We start from the raw sequence: 19,741 nt of genomic DNA on the forward strand, positions 1-19,741 counted from the left end.
TGGAAGCGACCGCGTTGTTTATGCGTTGTACTACAACGGTATTATTTCTTTTCGATTTCGCTTAAGTGCTCCATTTTTTTATGGGCCAAGAACCCTTTGATGTCTTCAAAGTGTTCGCGTACGCGTTTGTTTCCAAATTCGAATACCTTTTCTGCCAAACCGTCTAAGAAGTCCCTGTCGTGAGAAACCAGGATAACCGTTCCCTCAAAGTCCTTTAAGGCTTCTTTGATGATGTCTTTGGTCTTCATGTCCAGGTGGTTGGTCGGCTCATCGAGTATCAAAACGTTTACGGGTTCCAACAGCAATTTGATCATGGCCAAACGGGTTTTTTCACCTCCGGAAAGCACTTTGACCTTTTTCTGTATATCGTCGCCCGAGAACATAAAGGCGCCCAATATGTTTTTGATTTGGGTGCGTATATCGCCTTCGGCAATGCGATCGATGGTGTCGAATATCGTCAGGTTTTCGTCCAATAAAGAGGCTTGATTCTGCGCAAAATACCCGATTTGTACGTTGTGTCCCAATTCGAGTTTGCCGTCGAAGTCAATCTCGCCCATCATCGCTTTGATCATGGTCGATTTTCCCTCTCCGTTTTTACCGACAAAAGCGACTTTTTGTCCGCGTTCGATGACCATACTGGCCTTTTGGAAAACCACGTGATCGCCATAGGTCTTGGTCAGCTCTTCGACTACCACGGGATATTGACCCGAACGGGCTGCCGGTGGAAATTTTAGGCGCAAAGCCGAATTGTCGACCTCATCGACTTGAATGATGTCGAGTTTTTCCAACATCTTTACGCGCGATTGCACTTGCAAGGTCTTGGAATACGTGCCTTTAAAGCGCTCGATGAATTCGGTGTTTTCGGCTATCATCTTTTGTTGCTCTTCGTAAGCCTTGATCTGATGGGTACGACGATCTTGACGCAACACCAAGTAATCGGAGTATTTGGCCTTATAGTCGTAAATTCTTCCCATCGTCACTTCGATGGTTCTGTTGGTGATGTTGTCGACAAAAGCCCTGTCGTGAGAAATTACCATCACCGCCTTAGCCGAGGTGATTAAAAACTCCTCTAACCACTGAATACTCTCGATATCCATGTGATTGGTGGGTTCGTCCAACAGGATCAAATCCGGTTTTTGAAGCAAGATTTTCGCCAATTCAATACGCATTCTCCATCCCCCGCTAAATTCCGAGGTGGGACGGCTGAAATCGCTGCGTTCAAAACCCAATCCCTTTAATATTTTTTCGACTTCTGCCTCGTAGTTTACCTCGTCTATCGCGTAAAATTTTTCGCTCAACTCCGAAACGCGTTCGATCAGCTTCATATAGGCGTCGCTTTCATAATCGGTGCGGATGGTGAGTTGCTCGTTGATTTCGTCGATTTCCTTCTTCATGTTAAAAACGGAAGAGAAGGCTTTGGAAGTTTCTTCCATGACGGTGCAATCGTCTTGTGTTAACAGATGTTGAGGCAAATAGGCGATTACAGCATCTTTTGGTGCGGAGACCGACCCCAGGGAGGGTTTGCTTTGGTTGGCTACAATCTTTAACAAGGTGGATTTTCCTGCACCATTTTTACCCATAAGGGCAATTTTATCGTTTTCATTGATGGAAAAACTCACCCCGCTAAACAGGGTTGTTCCACCAAATTGAACCGCTACATCATTTACTGTAATCATCGAATCGTTTTTTTTCTATTTTGCAAATATAGCTTTTTGGCGCTATTAACAAGCGCCTTTGAATGGTCGTACTCAAAAAGGGTATTTCCGCAGCAGCCCCGCGTTAAGGACTGCAACGGCATCCTTTGGCGCAGCGATAGCGCAGCCAAAGATATAGTGGAAGGCCTGACCCGCAGGGGAACGCCCAAAGCAGGTGTTAGTTACGCGGCTTTCTGCTTAGCAATACATATCCGATGAGTCCGCCTAGACCGGAAGCGATTAAAATACCGAGTTTGGCCTGTCCGGGAAATTCGGGATGCAATTGGGCATCAAAGGCGAGTTCGGTAACAAATAGCGACATGGTGAATCCGATGGCGGCTAAGAATCCCAATCCCAATAAATTGGTATAGGTCATACCGTCGGGCATTTTGACCAATTTGGTTTTGATCAGTAATGCCGTTAACCCCGACACTCCAATGACCTTGCCCAGCAGCAAGCCCATGGCCACTCCCATAGTCACGAAACTCAAACCGCTACCCTCGCCCATCGAAATGGGAATGGCCGCATTGGCCAAGGCAAAAACCGGCATGACGATAAAACTTACAAATCCGTGCATTCCGTGCTCCAAGCGGTAAGATGGCGGGATGACATCGGTGCACAAGGTGTCCATTTCTTCGACTATATACACCTGTTCTGTGGTTAGATTGGATATTTTTTCCTTGGGATCGAGTTGTTTAAAACGATCGCGTAAGGCATTCATTTTGGCTACAAAATAGTTTTCACCTACTCGGGCCGTTGAGGGTATGGCAAAAGCGACCAATACCGCAGCGATAGTCGCGTGAACACCGGATAGCAAAAAGGCCAACCACACACCACCTATGCCGATAATGGCGTAGTAGAGGGTGTTTTTAATTCCTATAAAATTGCTGAGGAGCAGGACTGCGAAAAAACCGAGTCCGATACCCAAGTGCATCATCGACAGTTCGGAGGTATAGAAAATGGCAATGACCAATACGGCTCCTAAGTCGTCTGCAATAGCCAAAGCGGTTAAGAAGACTTTTAGCGATAGCGGAACGCGATCACCCAAAAGGTGTAGTACGCCCAAGGCAAAAGCGATATCGGTAGCCATGGGAATTCCCCATCCGTGTGCCGCATCGGTACCAAAGGCAAAAAACGTATAGATCAAAGCGGGAAAAACCATTCCGCCCACGGCTGCAATAATCGGCAACATCGCCTTTTTTGGCGAGGATAGTTCGCCCGAAGTTAATTCTCGCTTTAATTCGAGTCCGACCACAAAGAAGAAAACCGCCATAAGTCCGTCATTGACCCAGTGGTGAAGACTTAGATTTAAATACAAATCGCCGTCAAATCCAAATCCCAATTTGTGTTGCCATAAGTCGTGATACCACTCCGCCCAAGGCGAATTGGCCATAAAAATAGCGAACAATGCCGCAAGAAATAATACTATGCCTCCCGAAGTAGATTTACTCGCCCAGTTACTCAAAGGGTTGGTTATCCATCGCTCTATAGGGGTACTCTTAATTTGCTGCTCCATCGTTGTGTTTTTTTATTCGCCAACGAAGATACTTTTTTTAAGTTTTTTAGGCAAATAGTTTTTGGGCGGATTTGCGGATTTGCGGATTTGATGATTCGATGATTTGCTTAGTACCGTAAAATACTTTAATTGTGCGGATCAACAAGGGGGATTTGTTTATTTGCAGATTTGCGAATGCGATGATTCGCGGATTCGATGATTCGCGGATTTGCTTAGTACCGTAAAATACTTTAATTGTGCGGATCAACAAGGGGATTTGTTTTTTGGCGGATGGGCGGATTTGCGGATTTGATGATTCGCGGATTTGCCTAGTGATGTAAAGAAATTCAGTTTTGCATATCAAAGAGGCGGATTCGATGATTCGATGATTCGATGATTTGCTGTTGCGCGGATTCGCGGATTTGATGATTCGCGGATTTGCCTAGTGATGTAAAGAAATTCAGTTTTGCATATCAAAGAGGCGGATTCGATGATTCGATGATTCGATGATTCGCTTAGGAAAGTAAAGCAGATTAATTGTGCGGATCAACAAGGGGGATTTGTTTTTGGGCGGATTCGCGGATGCGATGATGCGCGGATTCGCTTAGGAATGTAAAGCAGATTAATTGTGCATATCAAAAAGGCAGATTTGTTTATTTGCAGATGCGCGGATTCGCTTAGGAATGTAAAGCAGATTAATTGTGCGTATCAAAAAGGCAGATTTGCGGATTTGCTAAATCACGTAAAGCAGTTCATTTTCCGAATTAAAAAAGTAGTCATTTAGTCTTCACCGCAATCCAAAGCGAATAAACGAATACGCGAATAAACAAATCAGCAAATAAATGAATACTCGAATAAACGAATCAGCAAATAAATGAATACTCGAATAAACGAATCAGCAAATACCAGTTCTTTTTCCGAATTAAAAAAGTAGGCTCTTAGACTTCACCGCAATCCAAAGCGAATACGTGAATACTCGAATAAACGAATACGCAAATAAATGAATAAACGAATCAGCAAATAAATAAACAAACATAATTTTGCAGTACAGTCATTTTTTTTTATTTTAGATTTCACATAAAAACATTAGAAATCAGTCTTCTACAAAAAAACAACGAGCCGTCGAATATAGATTTCAACGACAATATTACACTAATGGTTGGGTGACGACCACACTAATTTGAATCGATAAACGGATGGTAGTTAACCGATAAAGCAACGAGAAATGCGGGAATTCTATTTTGAAAGATTAAGAGTTTGGCAAAACGCCAAGGAATTTACAAAAGACATTTATCTTTTAACCGCACATTTTCCCGATGACGAAAAATTTGGTATCACTTCACAAATCAGAAGGGCGACCTTGAGCATTTGTGCAAATATAGCGGAAGGTAGTGCTAGAAACACCCCCAAAGACAGAGCTAAATTCATTAATCAAAGCTTTAGTTCTGCTATCGAAGTGCTGAATTTTTTGATTCTCATCAAGGACCTCGAACTGATCAATACAGATCAGTACTCATCATTTAGGGAAAAAATCGAAAAAATCACCAATCAATTAAATGCCTTGTCTAAAAAAATTAAAGAAGAATTTTGATTTATTGCGGATGCGATGATTTATTTTTATGCGGATTCGCGGATTTGATGATTCGCGGATTTGCCTAGTGATGTAAAGAAATTCAGTTTTGCATATCAACAAGGCAGATTCGATGATTTGCGGATGCGATGATTTGCTGTTGCGCGGATTCGCGGATTTGATGATTCGCGGATTCGCTTAGGAATGTAAAGCAGATTAATTGTGCATATCAAAAAGGCAGATTTGTTTATTTGCAGATGCGCGGATGCGATGATGCGCGGATTCGCTTAGGAATGTAAAGCAGTTCATTTCACGAATTAAAAAAGCAAGCTCTTAGACTTTACCGCAATCCAAAGCGAATACTCGAATAAACGAATACTCGAATAAACGAATACGCAAATAAATGAATAAACGAATCAGCAAATACCAGTTCTTTTTCCGAATTAAAAAAGTAGTCATTTAGTCTTCACCGCAATCCAAAGCGAATAAACGAATAAGCTAAAAGACGAATACGCAAATAGCAGTTCCATTTACGAATTAAAAAAGCAGGCATTTAGTCTTCACCGCAATCCAAAGCGAATAAACGAATAAGCAAATAAACGAATAAGCTAAAAGACGAATACGCAAATAGCAGTTCCATTTACGAATTAAAAAAGCAGGCATTTAGTCTTCACCGCAATCCAAAGCGAATAAACGAATAAGCAAATAAACGAATAAGCTAAAAGACGAATACGCAAATACCAGTTCATTTTCCGAATTAAAAAAGTAGCCATTTAGTCTTCACCGCAATCCAAAGCGAATAAACAAATCAGCAAATAAACGAATCAGCTAAAAGAAGAATAAAACTTATTTTATGCCAAGTAGATTAATTATCTTTGTGCTTGAAAGAACTGTAATATTATGGAAACTGTTTTAGAATCAAATATACTTCCTCAGGGGAAACCCAAGTGGCTACGAGTAAAATTGCCGACGGGTCAAAAGTATACGGAATTACGTGGATTAGTTGATAAATATAAATTAAATACGATCTGTACCTCGGGAAGCTGTCCTAATATGGGAGAATGCTGGGGTGAGGGAACGGCGACTTTTATGATTTTAGGTAATATCTGTACGCGTTCTTGTGGATTTTGCGGTGTAAAAACCGGACGTCCCGAAACGGTCGACTGGGATGAACCGGAGAAAGTGGCTCGTTCGATCAAATTGATGAACATCAAACACGCTGTATTAACCAGTGTGGATCGGGACGATTTAAAGGACGGGGGTTCGATTATCTGGGCAGAAACCGTTCAAGCGGTGCGCCGTATGAATTTGGAGACTACTATGGAAACCTTAATTCCCGATTTTCAAGGTATCGAAAGAAATATAGACCGCATTATTGAAGTGCGTCCGGAAGTGGTATCGCACAATATGGAAACCGTGCGTCGATTGACTCGCGAAGTGCGTATCCAAGCCAAATACGACCGCAGTTTAGAGGTGTTGCGCTATTTAAAAGCCAGCGGCATCAACAGAACCAAGTCCGGTATTATGTTGGGCTTAGGGGAAACAGAAGCCGAAGTGATTCAAACGATGAATGAGTTGCGCGATGTCAATTTGGACATATTGACCATTGGACAATACTTACAACCGAGTAAGCGGCATTTACCCGTTAAGGAATTTATCACGCCAGACCAGTTTAAAAAATACGAAGAAATCGGTTTAGAACTCGGTTTTAGACATGTGGAAAGCGGCGCCTTGGTGCGTTCCTCTTATAAAGCTCAAAAACATCTTTTATAATTCCAGAGGTCGCTTTTATAGCGACCTTGTTTTTTTAATTTTTCTATGCAAAAAATACATATCGCCATTAACGGCTTTGGCCGTATCGGAAGAACGCTATTTAGACTCTTGCGTCAGCACCCTTCCATTGAAGTAGTTGCCATTAACGATTTAGCCGATATACACACCATGGCTCATCTGTTGAAATACGACAGTATTCACGGTATATTTCCAGAAAAGATTACGCATGACGATGACCACCTCCTGGTTGGCGATTTGCGCGTCCCCTATCTGCAAGAGGCCGAAATCGAAAACATCGATTGGAAGGCCTTACAGGTGGATTTTGTCATTGAAGCCACCGGCAAGAGAAAGACCTACTCCCTATTGGAACCGCATTTAAAACAGGGCGCCCAAAAAGTAATTTTATCGGTACCTCCCGAAGACAATCGGATTAAAACCGTGGTTTTGGGTGTCAACGAATCCATATTGGACCAAGACGAGCGCATAGTGTCGAACGCCAGTTGTACCACCAACAATGCCGCACCGATGATACAGGTGCTCAAAGAGCTCTGCGGTATTGAACAGGCGTATATCACTACGATACATTCTTATAACACCGATCAAAGTTTACACGATCAGCCGCATAAGGATTTGAGACGCGCCCGTGGAGCGGCGCAATCGATCATCCCAACCACCACCGGTGCTGCCAAAGCGCTGACCAAGATTTTTCCGGAATACGATGGAAAGATTGGAGGCAGCGGTATACGCGTACCCGTACCCGACGGCTCTTTGACCGATATCACCTGTTATGTGAGTCGTCAAGTCAGCATCGAAGAGATCAATGCCGCTTTTAAAAAAGCGTCTGAAACCACCTTAAAAGGCATACTGGATTATACCGAAGACCCCATAGTATCGGTCGATATCATCGGCAACACCCATTCGTGTTTGTTCGATGCACAACTGACTTCTGCCTTGGACAAAATGGTCAAAGTGGTGGGCTGGTACGACAATGAAGTTGGGTATTCCTCTCGCATTATCGATTTGATTTACTTTATGTCTAAAAAACAGGCTTAAGAAGTTTTTGCCAATTATAAAACGCATTAGACTCCTATTCCTAGGAGTCTAATGCGTTTTTATGGTTAATTAGCCTTTTACAGTCGAAAGGCGCTGTATTAAATCTGTGCAATCAGCGCCGCGATGAGTTTGCGGGCATGGGGTTCGGCACTTTGTACGGCCTTGAGCACCTCGTCGTGACTGAGTTGAGTGATTCCCTCTTCGTCGCCCATATCGGATATAATCGAGATACCAAAGCACTCCATACCCAGATGTCGGGCTACAATCACTTCGGATACCGTGGACATACCCACGCAATCGCCTCCCAAAACACGCACCATTTTATATTCGGCCAAGGTTTCAAAGGTGGGACCCTGCAAGCCAAAATACACGCCTTCTTTTAGGTCGATTTGATGCTGTTGGGCAATGTTGCGCGCCCGTTGAATAAAGTCTCTATTATAGGCGTTGTGCATATTGAGAAATCGCGGACCAAAGCGGTCGTCGTTTTTTCCTCTAAGCGGGTGTTCGGGCATAAAGTTGATGTGATCTAAAATCATCATGACGTCACCGACTTTAAAATCGGGATTTACTCCACCCGAAGCATTGGAAACGATGAGTTTGTCGATACCCATAAACTTCATCACGCGAATGGGAAAGGTTACTTGTTGCAAGTCGTATCCCTCATAATAGTGAAAACGCCCTTGCATGGCCATGACTTTTTTGGTGCCTACCGTACCCAATATCAGTCTGCCGCGGTGTCCTTCAACTGTGGCGGTTGGAAAATGGGGAATATCGGAAAAGGCTATGCTGTGTTCTATGGTTATTTCTTGGGTAAAATTGCCCAAACCCGAACCCAATACGATGCCGATTTCGGGTTCAAAGGCGGTTTTCTCTTTAATGTACTGAACGGTTTCTTGAATTTTGTTCCACATAATTTAAAAGGATTTGATCAAATGCTGCAGCATCGGCTACAAAAGCGGTTTGAATGGGTAAATAAAACAATTGTTCTGCGGGCAAGACCTCTTGAAGCCTCATATAGTCTTTTTCTGTCGTAATGATTTTCCGCCCTTGGGCGCGTTGTATTATGGCCTCCAAATCGCGGGCAGAAAAAGCGTGGTGATCGGGAAAGGTCATACAGGCCGCTGCGGCAGTTTTGAAATGGTCAAAAAAGCTTTGGGGCTTGGCGATTCCCGCTACCAAGATTACTTGCTCGCCATCTAATAAAGATACCGCTATTTTTTCTGTTTTCGAAAAAACTTCGGCAGCAAATTGGATATAGGTAAAAAATAAAGTTTGATTTGGCTGTAGTTTTAATCGCTGTCTAACCCGTTGTTGTGCCGCGACACTTAGGTCTTTGGGGCATTTGGTCACCACCACAATCTGGGCACGGCGGGCGCCTCTTCTGCCCTCTCTCAAGTTTCCCGCTGGCAAAAGCCAGTCGTCGCAATAGAGTTCCGCATAGGTGGTTAGCAAAATATTCATGTCGGCTTTAACCGCCAGATGCTGGTAGGCATCGTCGAGGAGGATGAGTTCCAATTCGGGTTTTAAGCGCTGCAATTCTTGAATTCCACGTACTCGTTTGGCTTCGACTGCGACCGTAACTCCCTTAAATTTTTGATGGTACTGAAAGGGCTCATCGCCGATTTCGGCCATTTTAGTTTGAGGACCTGCCAGCACAAAGCCCGTGCTGCTCCTCTTATACCCGCGACTCAAAGTTGCGGTTCGGTAGTGGGTCGACAGCAAGCGAATCAAATACTCGACCATAGGGGTTTTGCCCGTTCCCCCCACACTGAGGTTGCCCACGACGATTAACGGAATGGAAAACGACTGTCTTTTAAGGAGGTGGACTTGATATAAAATAGTGCGGATTTCGGTAATCCAACCGTAAAGAATGGAAAAGGGGAAGAGTAACTTTCGGAGTATATGCATCAATCGATTCTTTTATAATTGGCAACAGTTTGTGGCATCGCGCTACCGAGAAAAAAGCGCGGCAAGTGCAGTCGTTCCATGCGGTGCGCCTCGAATATCAGGTCCGTTGACGCCGGCCAAGGCACCGCTTCTTCGGGCATAGCCCGCGCGTTTTTAGGGCTTTTGGTGCTCTAAGCGCTGTTTCGTCCACTTTGTTGGTCGCTCAGACGGTGTTCGCGGCGATTTCATATCACGAAAGTAGCATTTTTTTTTATCTTTGAGAAATATCTCTTCGGAGAAACCAACGTTTTATATTTTACATCATGAAGATCAAACAGATTATCGACATACTCGAAGAAATGGCTCCCTTGTCTTATGCAGAAGATTTTGACAATGTAGGCTTGTTGGTCGGAAATCCGCAGCAAGACATTAGCGGTATTTTGGTATGCCACGATGCTTTGGAAGCCGTTATTGAGGAAGCCGTGGAACAAAAGTGCAACCTGATCGTGTGCTTCCACCCGATTTTGTTTTCGGGTTTAAAGAAAATAACCGGTAAAAACTATGTGGAACGCGCGGTGATCAAGGCAATTCGCCACGATATCGCGATCTATGCCGTGCATACCGCATTGGACAACCACAAGGAAGGGGTGAATAAAATATTCTGCGAGGCCTTACAACTGACGCAGACCCAGATATTGTTGCCCAAAACGGGACATCTAAAAAAGCTCGTTACCTACGCAGCGGTTGCCGATGCGGCAGCGCTTAAAGAAGCGCTATTTGGCGCAGGAGCCGGTCGGATAGGCAATTACGACCACTGCAGTTTCACCTCTGAAGGAACGGGCAGCTTTAGGGGAAACGAAGCCAGTACGCCCCAATTGGGAACCCCGGGCCATTTGGAAATGGTAGCGGAGACCAAAATCGAAGTCACCTTTGAGAAACACTTGGAATCGTCGATTTTGCGCGCGCTATTTGCGCAGCATCCCTATGAAGAGGTTGCTTATGAAATTTACACCTTAGAGAACAGCTATCAGCACATCGGAATGGGCATGATTGGCGAATTGGAAACGGCCATGAGCGAAAAGGATTTCTTGGAACACGTCAAAATCCGAACGCAAACCGGAGGAATCCGTCACAGTGCCTTGCTCGACAAACCGATTAAGCGCGTTGCAGTGCTTGGTGGATCGGGAAGTTTTGCCATTAAAGCGGCAATTCAACAAGGAGCCGATGCATTTATTACGGCCGATTTAAAATACCATCAGTTTTACGAGGCTGAAAATCAAATACTTTTAGCCGACATTGGTCATTTTGAGAGCGAACGCTATACAAAAAACTATATAGTTGACTATCTTACAAAAAAAATGCCTAATTTTGCAATTATTTTATCGAGTATAAATACAAATCCAGTTAACTACTTATAGATATGACAAAGAAAAAAGAATTAACCGTTGAGGAGAAATTAAGAGCGCTATTCGATTTGCAATTAATTGACTCTAGAATTGACGAAATCAAAAATATGAGAGGGGAATTGCCTCTAGAAGTAGAAGATTTAAAAGATGAAGTTGCTGGATTAAGCAAGCGCTCAGAAAAACTACAATCGGATTTAAGCAATATAGAAACTGGCATTAAAGAAAAGAAAACGTCTATCGACAATTTCAAAGATTCTATAAAGAGATATACAGAACAACAAAAAGACGTTCGCAACAATAGAGAATTCAACTCATTGACCAAGGAGATTGAGTTCCAAAACCTAGAGATTGAGCTTGCTGAGAAGCACATCAAAGAGATGAAAGCCAGTATCGAATTCAAAAAGACAAACATCACGGAAACCCTAGAGCGTTTAGGAGCGAAACAAACGCATTTAGAGCACAAGGAATCCGAGTTGAACAGCATAATGGCTGAAACAGAGCGCGAAGAGAAATTGCTTTTGGAGAAATCGATTGAATTTCAAGAAAACATCGAAGAGCGTTTGTTGATGGCTTACACCAGAATTAGAAATGGGGTTAGAAATGGATTGGCTGTAGTATCTATCGAAAGAGGTGCTTCAGGAGGTTCCTACTTTACCATACCTCCGCAAATTCAAATGGAAATTGCCGGACGTAAAAAAATCATCACCGATGAGCACAGTGGACGTATTTTAGTTGACAGTGCGTTGGCTGAAGAAGAAAGAGAGAAAATCGAAGCGATTATCGCAAAAATATAATTAAATTAAGCCTCTATTCTAGAGGCTTTTTTTATGCAAACTACTGTCAAGCGAATCACTGATTTCGCCGTTTCCAAAACCCTGGGTATTTTTCTCAATGTCTTGTATTTTTTCAGTGCTCAGAGAAGTACTGCTCTTGCCTATACCCTTTTTTCCACACCGCAAAGCGGGCGGTTAAGTCCAGAGCGGCTGCCGCAATTTTTACAAGCGGCTCGATCCGAGCGCTTGCAATTGGGTCCGCACCAAATACAGACCTACCAGTGGACGGGCAGCGGCCCCACTATATTGCTGATACACGGTTGGCAAAGCAATTCGAGCCGCTGGCAACAACTGATCGAATACCTGCAAGGCTGCAACTACCACTTGATTACCTTGGATGCACCCGGACAGGGTCTGAGCAACGGCAAGGAGTTCAGTCCGCCTATATACGCTTCCTTTATCGATTTGGCACTACGAAAATTTCGTCCAAAAATATTGATTTCCCATTCTTTGGGTTCGTTTTCGTCGCTCTATCAGCTGGCGCAAAGCAGCTATCCCCATTTGGAAAAGAACATCATACTGGGTTGTCCCAACGCGTTTAAAAACATCGTGCGCAACTTCCAAAAGCTGCTTTCCTTTTCCGATCGGAACTACCACCACTTGGTCGGCCGCTTGGAAAACATGATTAACATGTCTTTGGAAGACTACAACAGCGACCGCTTTATACAGCAGATTGCCCTGCCCACCTTGGTGATCCACGACATCGCAGACGAGACCATACCGCTAGCAGAGGCGGTCTCCATTGCCAATGCCTCGCCCAACACCACCCTGTTGGTTACGGAAAATCTCGGACACAGCCTGCAAGACTTGAAAGTATACCGCAGTATAGCCCTTTTTATCAGTCCGCTGTCCCAATTTCCCCATAAGGTTTAAAAAGTTTGCACAAAATCCAGTTTAAAATGGTTATTTTTGCCTTATGGAAATGGAAAACAAATTCACGCGGCTCAACAAATACCTATCGGAAGTAGGCTACTGTTCCCGAAGAGAGGCCGATCGCTTAATCGAGCAAGGCAGCATAACCGTAAACGGCGCTTTACCGGAAATGGGTATGAAGGTGTGTGCGGAAGACGAAATCATCGTCAACGGCAAGCGCATTCAAGAATCCAACGACAAACCGATTTATTTGGCGTTTAACAAGCCCGTAGGTATCGAGTGTACCACCAACCAAAGCGTGCGACACAACATCGTGGATTACATCAATTATCCCAAGCGGATATTTCCTGTAGGCCGTTTGGACAAAGCCAGTGAGGGTTTGATTTTCATGACGAATGACGGCGATATCGTCAACAAGATCTTGCGACAAAAAAACAATCACGAAAAGGAGTATATCGTCACGGTAGACCAACCAATTACCGAGGAATTTATCACGCGTATGAGTCGGGGTATTCCCATCTTGGACACCATTACCAAACCCTGTCGGGTAGAACGGGTGAGCAAATTTGTTTTCCGCATGTTTTTGACCCAGGGCTTGAACCGACAAATTCGCCGTATGTGTGACTATTTAGACTATGAAGTCGTTGCCTTAAAACGCGTGCGCATCATCAATATATCGCTGGACGTGCCCGTAGGTCAGTACCGCGATATCACTACAGCGGAATTGGACGAACTCAACCGATTGCTGGTCCCTTCGCTCAAAACCGAAGAGGCGAGTTTGGAAGAACTGCCGGCAACTGCTGAAGGAGATACCGCCAAACCGAGAAAGAAATTCGACCGTGAGAAAACGACTTTTAGAGATCGTGATCGGGCGCCCAAAAATGAAAGACGCTCGTCCAGACGAGGCAATACCGAATAACATACAGCCACGCGCATCGCTTCAACGATGCGCGTTTGCGTTGAACAGCCGCCGTCCACACTCCTGATTCCCTGCAATTGCTTTATCGAAAGAGCGTCCCCTTTAAATGCCGTTAACGCACTGCCCTACCCCTCACAATCCCTTTACCGCTTACTGGTTTTCCCGCTTTAAAATTCAACCGTCGCAATGCAAGTGAAAGGCATGAAAACTTTAATAAAAATATTTTATTTTCATAAAAAAGGGAATTTATTTTTACACTTTAAAAATATAACCGCCCTTTACTAGGCAGTTTTTTTATTTTTAATAAATTATCTATCAGATTGACGGCCGGTAAAAAGGATTATTTAAAACAATTCTAAATAATGTTTTTTTACTACTTGAAATTATGATACTTTTGGCTAATTTTAATTAAGTCTAAATAAAATTAGTTAAAAATGAAGTACTATTTACATTGCTGTACCCTGATTTTCACTTGTGCCCAATTGCAGGCGCAAAGTCAAATACAGGATACGGTCAGCAACCGAAAAGACGACAGTATACTCAACGAGATCACCATTACGGGATCGGGATACGAGCAAAAGATTAAAAACACTCCGGCAACCATATCCGTAATTACGCAAAAGGAGATCCAAAAAAAGGCGTATCGCGACATTACCGATGCTTTAAAAGACGTGCCTGGCGTGATGATTATTGGCGGAGGCAGCACCTCGGACATCTCCATACGCGGTGCAAATCCCGCTTACACCTTGATCATGATCGACGGCAAGCGCGTCAACTCCAGAGAGACCCGTCCCAATTCCGACAATTCCGGTATTGAACAGGGCTGGATGCCGCCGATTTCCAGCATCAAACGCATCGAGGTTATCAAGGGTCCGATGTCCTCGCTATACGGTTCTGATGCGATGGGAGGCGTGATCAACATCATCACCCACAAAGCCTCACATACCGCTTGGTACGGATCCCTAGCTTCGGATTTGACCGTTCAGGAAAACGTCGATTCCGGCAATATTTACCAAGCCAATGCCAGCGTATCGGGTCCGATTATACCGGGTTATTTGGGCATCAAAGCCAGTGGCTTGTATTCGGAAAGAGAAGAGGATAAAATCATCGGCGGTTATAACGAGCAAAAGATGAAAAACGGCAGTATTGAACTCAACGGCCAACTGACCAAAAGGGACCACATCACCCTGGGTTATAACTACAGCCGACAAGATCGGATAAGCACGCCGGGTTTATCTGCCGATATCAAGGGCAAACCCAATGTGAGCAATTACGAGAGAGGCAGTTGGGCGCTGACCCACGAGGGGGATTACAGCAAAACCAAAACGATCAACTACCTGCAAATGGACAAGTCCGACAATCCCGGACGTGCGATGAGCTACAAAAGCCTTTTGATCAATTCCAACACCAACTTTAGCCTGTACCAACATCGCATTACCCTCGGTGGCGAATACAGGCAGGAAAAGCTCGAAGATGCCGGCAACCTCTTTAGTACGGCTGCGGGTCGATTAAACGAGATAGACCGCTGGAACCTCTCGCTATTCGCAGAGGGAAACTGGTCGATACTCCCCAGTCTCAACCTGATTACGGCGGGCCGTTTTGAAAAAGACGAAAACTACGGAACACGCATAACCCCGAGAGGGTATTTGATTTGGAATATAGACGAGCACCTTACCCTCAAAGGCGGTGTGGCATCGGGCTATAAAGCACCGGGATTGCGCCAAAGCAGCGCGGCATGGGGTCAGATAACCGGAGGGGGAAGTCAGCCCATACCGGGGGTGATTATCGGCAATGCCGACCTCAAACCCGAGACCTCTTTCAATCAGGAAATCACGGCTATGTGGGACAACGGCAACGGTATATCTACCAGCGCAACCTTTTACCACACCCGTTTTCACGACATGCTCTCGACCTTTAGAATCGACGCTAAAAACGTGGCGGAACACGGAAATAAATATCCGGTACTAGCCGATGGCAATTTGGAGTTTCAAGGCAACCCGTACCGCTTTATCGAGGAGCGCATAAATTTAGATGGCGCCAAAATGCTCGGTATGGAGCTGACCTTTAATTGGAATTTCACCGCTGCCTTGAGAATCAAAAACGCCTATACCTTTACCCAAAGCGAGATCACATCGGGTGCTGGTAAGGGCTATGCCGTAACCAACGTGCCCAAACACATCGTCATCTCCACCTTGGAATGGGATCCTTCCAAGGTTGTTCAACTGTGGACACGTGCCAACTATCGAGAAAAAACCGCGGTTTCCTGGGGGCGTTCCAGCGCCAACAGCGTGATTCCAAGCTATGTTTTACTCGATTTGGGAAGCGTTTGGAAGGTCAACAAACAGTTGTCGCTAACCGCAGGGGGCTACAATCTATTCAACAAAGAAATCACCAAAGAAGAGCACACCTTTAGATTGGACGGAAGACGTTTCCAACTCGGTGCCTTATTTCAGTTTTAGTTAGTCAGTCCGTTGTTTATTTATTTTTTAATTTGCTTTTCCTCAAGTCAACTGCGTTTGGCTTGAGGTTTTTTTTAGCGCCTCGTTGGTTTTTGACCTTTAACTGCTGTAAAACGCCGCTATTCACCTTGTTCACAGTCTAAAAGCGCCGTATTATTGTAGCGCAAAGCCCTTTAAGGGATAGAACAACAAAAGACGACCGTATGAAAATTTGGTTTTTATCGGCTGTATGGAGCCTAAGCCCCTAGCTACCACCAATGCGGTAGTAAGCAGCAACGCCACCCACCAAACCGACCTTCAACAGCAAAAGATAGCCGGTGCCATCGGCATAATCACCGGGAGTCCATTGTATGTCGACGCCAGTCCTATACCCGTTTACCACAGCAATGGCGAAGTATTGACGACGCTTACCCAGTTTGGTGGCGACAATATCCTCGCGCTTAAATGCCTGCATCAAACCGCTACACACTACGCGGTATGGCTCGAAGACCAACAGCTCGGCTACCTGCCAAAAAACTCCGACCAAATACAATTGCAGACTTGGGAGCAGCACATACTCACTGTGTTTGCCGTGAGTTTTAATTCGACCGACAACCCCATTCGCAGTCGGCCCGATGTGCGAGCAGAAAAAAGCCCCACCCCAACTCAGGAGGTCTATTACTATATGCCCCATCGCATAATGGGATCGTGGTTGCAGTTGAAATACGGTCCGGAAAACGACCGTCACTACGGTTGGATACAATGGAAAAGCGGTGAGACCCTGTTGATCGACCTGCATTATTTTGCGTAAGCCACCGGAGAACGGATGGCATATCCGCTCGGCAGACTTCCAAAAACACAGCGCCCCCCTACCGCCGTTTACTGTCAACCGCAACCGATTTTAGTCCTCAGCCCCCCTACACCTGACGCCCCAACCGTCGACTGGAATTCATACGCGGCCAAAAACCTCAAAAACGCACCGATTTTAAGCGTTCCCGGTGCTTTCGCCGCTGCTAAAAACAAATCCCACAGGCGATAAAACAATAAATTCGACCCAATTTCGCAAAAAAAGCAACATATCTCGAGTATTTTAATAAAATTAAAAACCATATCGTAAAAAACCAAATACAAATACAATTTTTAAAATCTAATTAAAAAATAGCCTTTTTTTTATAATTAATTTAGCTACTTTTGCAGCAGTTTAAATTAAGTCTAAATAAAAAACCACTATGAGAGCTGTATTAACTTTTTTAATGTTGTTTTCTTTAAGTTTTGGATATGCCCAAAATTCGAAGTTGAAAGGTCGTGTTAATGATGAAAATAATAAACCCATAGCCTATGCTACGGTTTTTATTGAAGCCACCAAACAATCTACTCAAACCAATGAACGCGGTGAATATACCCTGAGAAACATCAAACCAGGCGTACAAGTAGTAAAGGTGCAACTCATTGGATATGTAGTTAACGCACAAAACGTAACCTTTACCAAAGACGATCAGAGTTTAAATTTTTCGATGACCACTTCCGATAACGAAATGAATACGATTGAATTGTACACCAACGACAATAAAAATCAAAGAAAAGTACAAAACTTAACGCGTTTGCCTCTCAAGATAAAAGATCAGGTACAATCGATCAGTATCGTATCCGATGCGATTATCAAGGAGCAAGGAGCGCTAACAATTACCGATGCGGCGAGAAACGTAGCTGGTGTTACCCTATTCAACACTTATGGTGGGGTAAAAGAGAGTATGAGTATCCGTGGATTTAGAGGAACGCCGGTTTTGAGAAACGGCGTGATGATGGATTCGGATTTTAGAACGGCTTCTGCTGTATCTGATATGCAAGGTGTAGAAAGCGTACAAGTTATCAAAGGATCTGCGGCGGTGACTCAAGGATTTGGAGACGGATTGGGAAGCGCCGGTGGTGTGATCAACGTCGTGACCAAAAGCCCTAATTTCCGCAATCAAACCGAAGTGGGATTTAGAGGAGGCAGCTGGAATCAGATTCGTCCTACGGTAGATTTCGAACAGATTTTAGACAAAAAAGAAACCGTGTCCCTACGTGTAAACGCCGCTTATGAAAAAGCAGACGGTTTTAGAATAAATACAGAAAAAGAAAAGATTTATATCAACCCTTCCCTAGAGTGGAAAGTGGATGAAAAGAGTACGTTAAACTTGGAAATGGATTATTTAGGAGCCTCAGTGACTCCGGATAAAGGAACCATCAACTTGGGTGAGATTTCGGAAAACAAATTGTACGAGATGCCACACAATAAGTTTTTAGGTTTTAAAAGCGACAGAAACAACTTGGATGCTTTTAACTACTCTGCTCGTTTTCAAAGAGAACTTACCGATAATTTAAGCATTCGTATAGCAGCGATCAATTCGATCAGCAAAACGGATAACTTGGCATCGTCTGTTAGTAATTTTAATGCCAAGACTACAAACCCTTACGAAAGAACGAGAAGTTTATCGAAAAACTATACCAACGACAAAAACTCGGTGGTTCAGATCGACTTAGTCGGAAAAGAAATCCAAACGGGTGTTTTAAAACACACTTTCCAGGTCGGTTTTGACTACAGACAAAATTCGGTAACTACAGAAGCCTTTGGAACGTTTAATGAATCTAGAGATGACAATACAAAACCCGACAACAAAATCGACGTTATCGACGTTTCGGGACCGATTTCCAATGATTTACCCGATGGTTACTATTTCGTTGGGCAAGGAAGAAATACGATTACAACGCCAACCATCGGTTTTATGGCTCAAGATTTTATCGAAGTAAATCCGTATATCAAAGCGGTATTGGGACTTAGATACAGCCGTTTAAACGGAAACACTACGAAAGGCAGATCGATTGAAGCGTGGGATCCATTATACGGATTAATCCTTTCGCCAACTAAGAACATCAACGTATTTGGATCGTATACGACTACGAGTAGCAATCGTTCCTCGAACAACGAATTATACTATGGAGGAACTGTGGGAACTTCCAAAACCAAACAAATTGAATTCGGATTTAAATCGGATTGGTTAAACGAGCGTTTGAGCTTTAACTTTACGTATTTTATCCTAAACAACGAAAACCTAGCGGCACCTTATTACACGGAAGATTTCACAGAGGTTAAAGGAAAGTACATCTTGGCAGGAGATTTAAAAAGAACGGGATTTGAGGTAGATATCACCGGTAAAATCACCAACGACTTACAAGTGATGTTGGGTTATGCTTATTTGGATGCACAATATAAAAACAGCCCATCTTATGTAGACGGTTCTGCACCGATGAATGCACCGAACCACACGGTAAATGCGTGGGCGAACTACCAAGTATCTCAAGGGGCACTTAAAGGATTATCGGTAGGTTTTGGCGCTTATTACGTAGGAGACAGACCGGTAAACGAATATTCAATGGTTACGGACCAACACGGAACGACACCGGGAATCAAACCGTTTGACATGCCTTCATACCTGACTTTAAACGCACAAGTGAGCTATACCTACAAAAACGCTACTATCCGCGTATTTGGAAATAACTTAGCCGACCAATTGGGATATACCTCCTACTTTAGAGGTGGAAACATCAATGAAATCGACCCAAGAAATTTTGCAGCACAATTGAGCTATAAATTCTAATAAAAAACAAAGGCTACAACAGGCGTTTAGGCGCCTTTGACCTCCTTTGCTTTATTTCCACAAAACCTCCCAATTCGGGAGGTTTTTTGTTTTTAAGCCCTTGTTCCCTTTGCGGGATTCTCTTACAGCCGTATATAAAAGTCAAAATAGTTTTTTATCTTT

14 protein-coding genes are annotated in these 19,741 nt (G+C 43.9%); 10 read left to right on the plus strand and 4 right to left on the minus strand.

Features of this window, described 5'->3' with window-relative positions:
• Positions 1 to 41: 41 nt before the first annotated feature.
• A complete protein-coding gene (locus ACQZ43_RS15345; protein ID WP_430613566.1) occupies positions 42 to 1,676 on the minus strand; it encodes an ABC-F family ATP-binding cassette domain-containing protein in 1,635 nt (544 codons plus the stop codon).
• Between the two features lie 196 nt (positions 1,677 to 1,872).
• Entirely contained in the window at positions 1,873 to 3,210 is a 1,338-nt protein-coding gene (gene nhaA, locus ACQZ43_RS15350) for a Na+/H+ antiporter NhaA (protein ID WP_430613567.1), read from the minus strand.
• Positions 3,211 to 4,414: 1,204 nt separating this feature from the next.
• Between nhaA and ACQZ43_RS15355 the strand changes: the two genes are divergently transcribed.
• The 3 genes from ACQZ43_RS15355 to gap all read left to right on the plus strand — a co-directional run bounded on the left by ACQZ43_RS15355 (position 4,415) and on the right by gap (position 7,585).
• Positions 4,415 to 4,780, plus strand: a complete 366-nt coding sequence (locus ACQZ43_RS15355) for a four helix bundle protein (RefSeq protein WP_430613568.1) — start codon at positions 4,415 to 4,417, stop codon at positions 4,778 to 4,780.
• A gap of 879 nt (positions 4,781 to 5,659) precedes the next feature.
• Positions 5,660 to 6,532, plus strand: a complete 873-nt coding sequence (gene lipA / locus ACQZ43_RS15360) for a lipoyl synthase (protein WP_430613570.1) — start codon at positions 5,660 to 5,662, stop codon at positions 6,530 to 6,532.
• Between the two features lie 45 nt (positions 6,533 to 6,577).
• Entirely contained in the window at positions 6,578 to 7,585 is a 1,008-nt protein-coding gene (gene gap, locus ACQZ43_RS15365) for a type I glyceraldehyde-3-phosphate dehydrogenase (RefSeq protein ID WP_430613571.1), read from the plus strand.
• A gap of 98 nt (positions 7,586 to 7,683) precedes the next feature.
• Here gap and ACQZ43_RS15370 read toward each other — a convergent pair whose 3' ends face one another.
• Complete coding sequence (locus tag ACQZ43_RS15370; protein WP_430613572.1) at positions 7,684 to 8,496, minus strand: purine-nucleoside phosphorylase; 813 nt, start codon at positions 8,494 to 8,496, stop codon at positions 7,684 to 7,686.
• Positions 8,459 to 9,493 (minus strand): tetraacyldisaccharide 4'-kinase, encoded by a 1,035-nt coding sequence (gene lpxK, locus ACQZ43_RS15375; RefSeq protein WP_430613574.1) that lies wholly within the window; start codon positions 9,491 to 9,493, stop codon positions 8,459 to 8,461. The genes ACQZ43_RS15370 and lpxK overlap by 38 nt, the downstream gene beginning before the upstream one ends.
• Positions 9,494 to 9,795: 302 nt before the next feature.
• Here lpxK and ACQZ43_RS15380 point away from each other — a divergent pair, with 302 nt between their 5' ends.
• From ACQZ43_RS15380 to ACQZ43_RS15410, 7 genes are all read left to right on the plus strand, one after another.
• Positions 9,796 to 10,890, plus strand: a complete 1,095-nt coding sequence (locus ACQZ43_RS15380; RefSeq protein WP_430613576.1) for a Nif3-like dinuclear metal center hexameric protein — start codon at positions 9,796 to 9,798, stop codon at positions 10,888 to 10,890.
• Between the two features lie 2 nt (positions 10,891 to 10,892).
• Positions 10,893 to 11,672 (plus strand): zinc ribbon domain-containing protein, encoded by a 780-nt coding sequence (locus ACQZ43_RS15385; RefSeq protein ID WP_430613577.1) that lies wholly within the window; start codon positions 10,893 to 10,895, stop codon positions 11,670 to 11,672.
• A 33-nt stretch (positions 11,673 to 11,705) separates the two neighbouring features.
• Positions 11,706 to 12,584, plus strand: a complete 879-nt coding sequence (locus tag ACQZ43_RS15390; RefSeq protein WP_430613578.1) for an alpha/beta fold hydrolase — start codon at positions 11,706 to 11,708, stop codon at positions 12,582 to 12,584.
• Positions 12,585 to 12,633: 49 nt separating this feature from the next.
• Complete coding sequence (gene rluF / locus ACQZ43_RS15395) at positions 12,634 to 13,503, plus strand: 23S rRNA pseudouridine(2604) synthase RluF (RefSeq protein WP_430615706.1); 870 nt, start codon at positions 12,634 to 12,636, stop codon at positions 13,501 to 13,503.
• 434 nt (positions 13,504 to 13,937) lie between these two features.
• Complete coding sequence (locus ACQZ43_RS15400; RefSeq protein WP_430613579.1) at positions 13,938 to 15,962, plus strand: TonB-dependent receptor domain-containing protein; 2,025 nt, start codon at positions 13,938 to 13,940, stop codon at positions 15,960 to 15,962.
• 229 nt (positions 15,963 to 16,191) lie between these two features.
• Complete coding sequence (locus ACQZ43_RS15405) at positions 16,192 to 16,752, plus strand: hypothetical protein (protein WP_430613580.1); 561 nt, start codon at positions 16,192 to 16,194, stop codon at positions 16,750 to 16,752.
• Positions 16,753 to 17,170: 418 nt separating this feature from the next.
• Positions 17,171 to 19,579 (plus strand): TonB-dependent siderophore receptor, encoded by a 2,409-nt coding sequence (locus ACQZ43_RS15410; protein WP_430613582.1) that lies wholly within the window; start codon positions 17,171 to 17,173, stop codon positions 19,577 to 19,579.
• Positions 19,580 to 19,741 lie beyond the last annotated feature (162 nt).

The sequence above is a fragment of the Flavobacterium sp. JP2137 genome (assembly GCF_050562195.1).
Taxonomy (GTDB): domain Bacteria; phylum Bacteroidota; class Bacteroidia; order Flavobacteriales; family Flavobacteriaceae; genus Flavobacterium.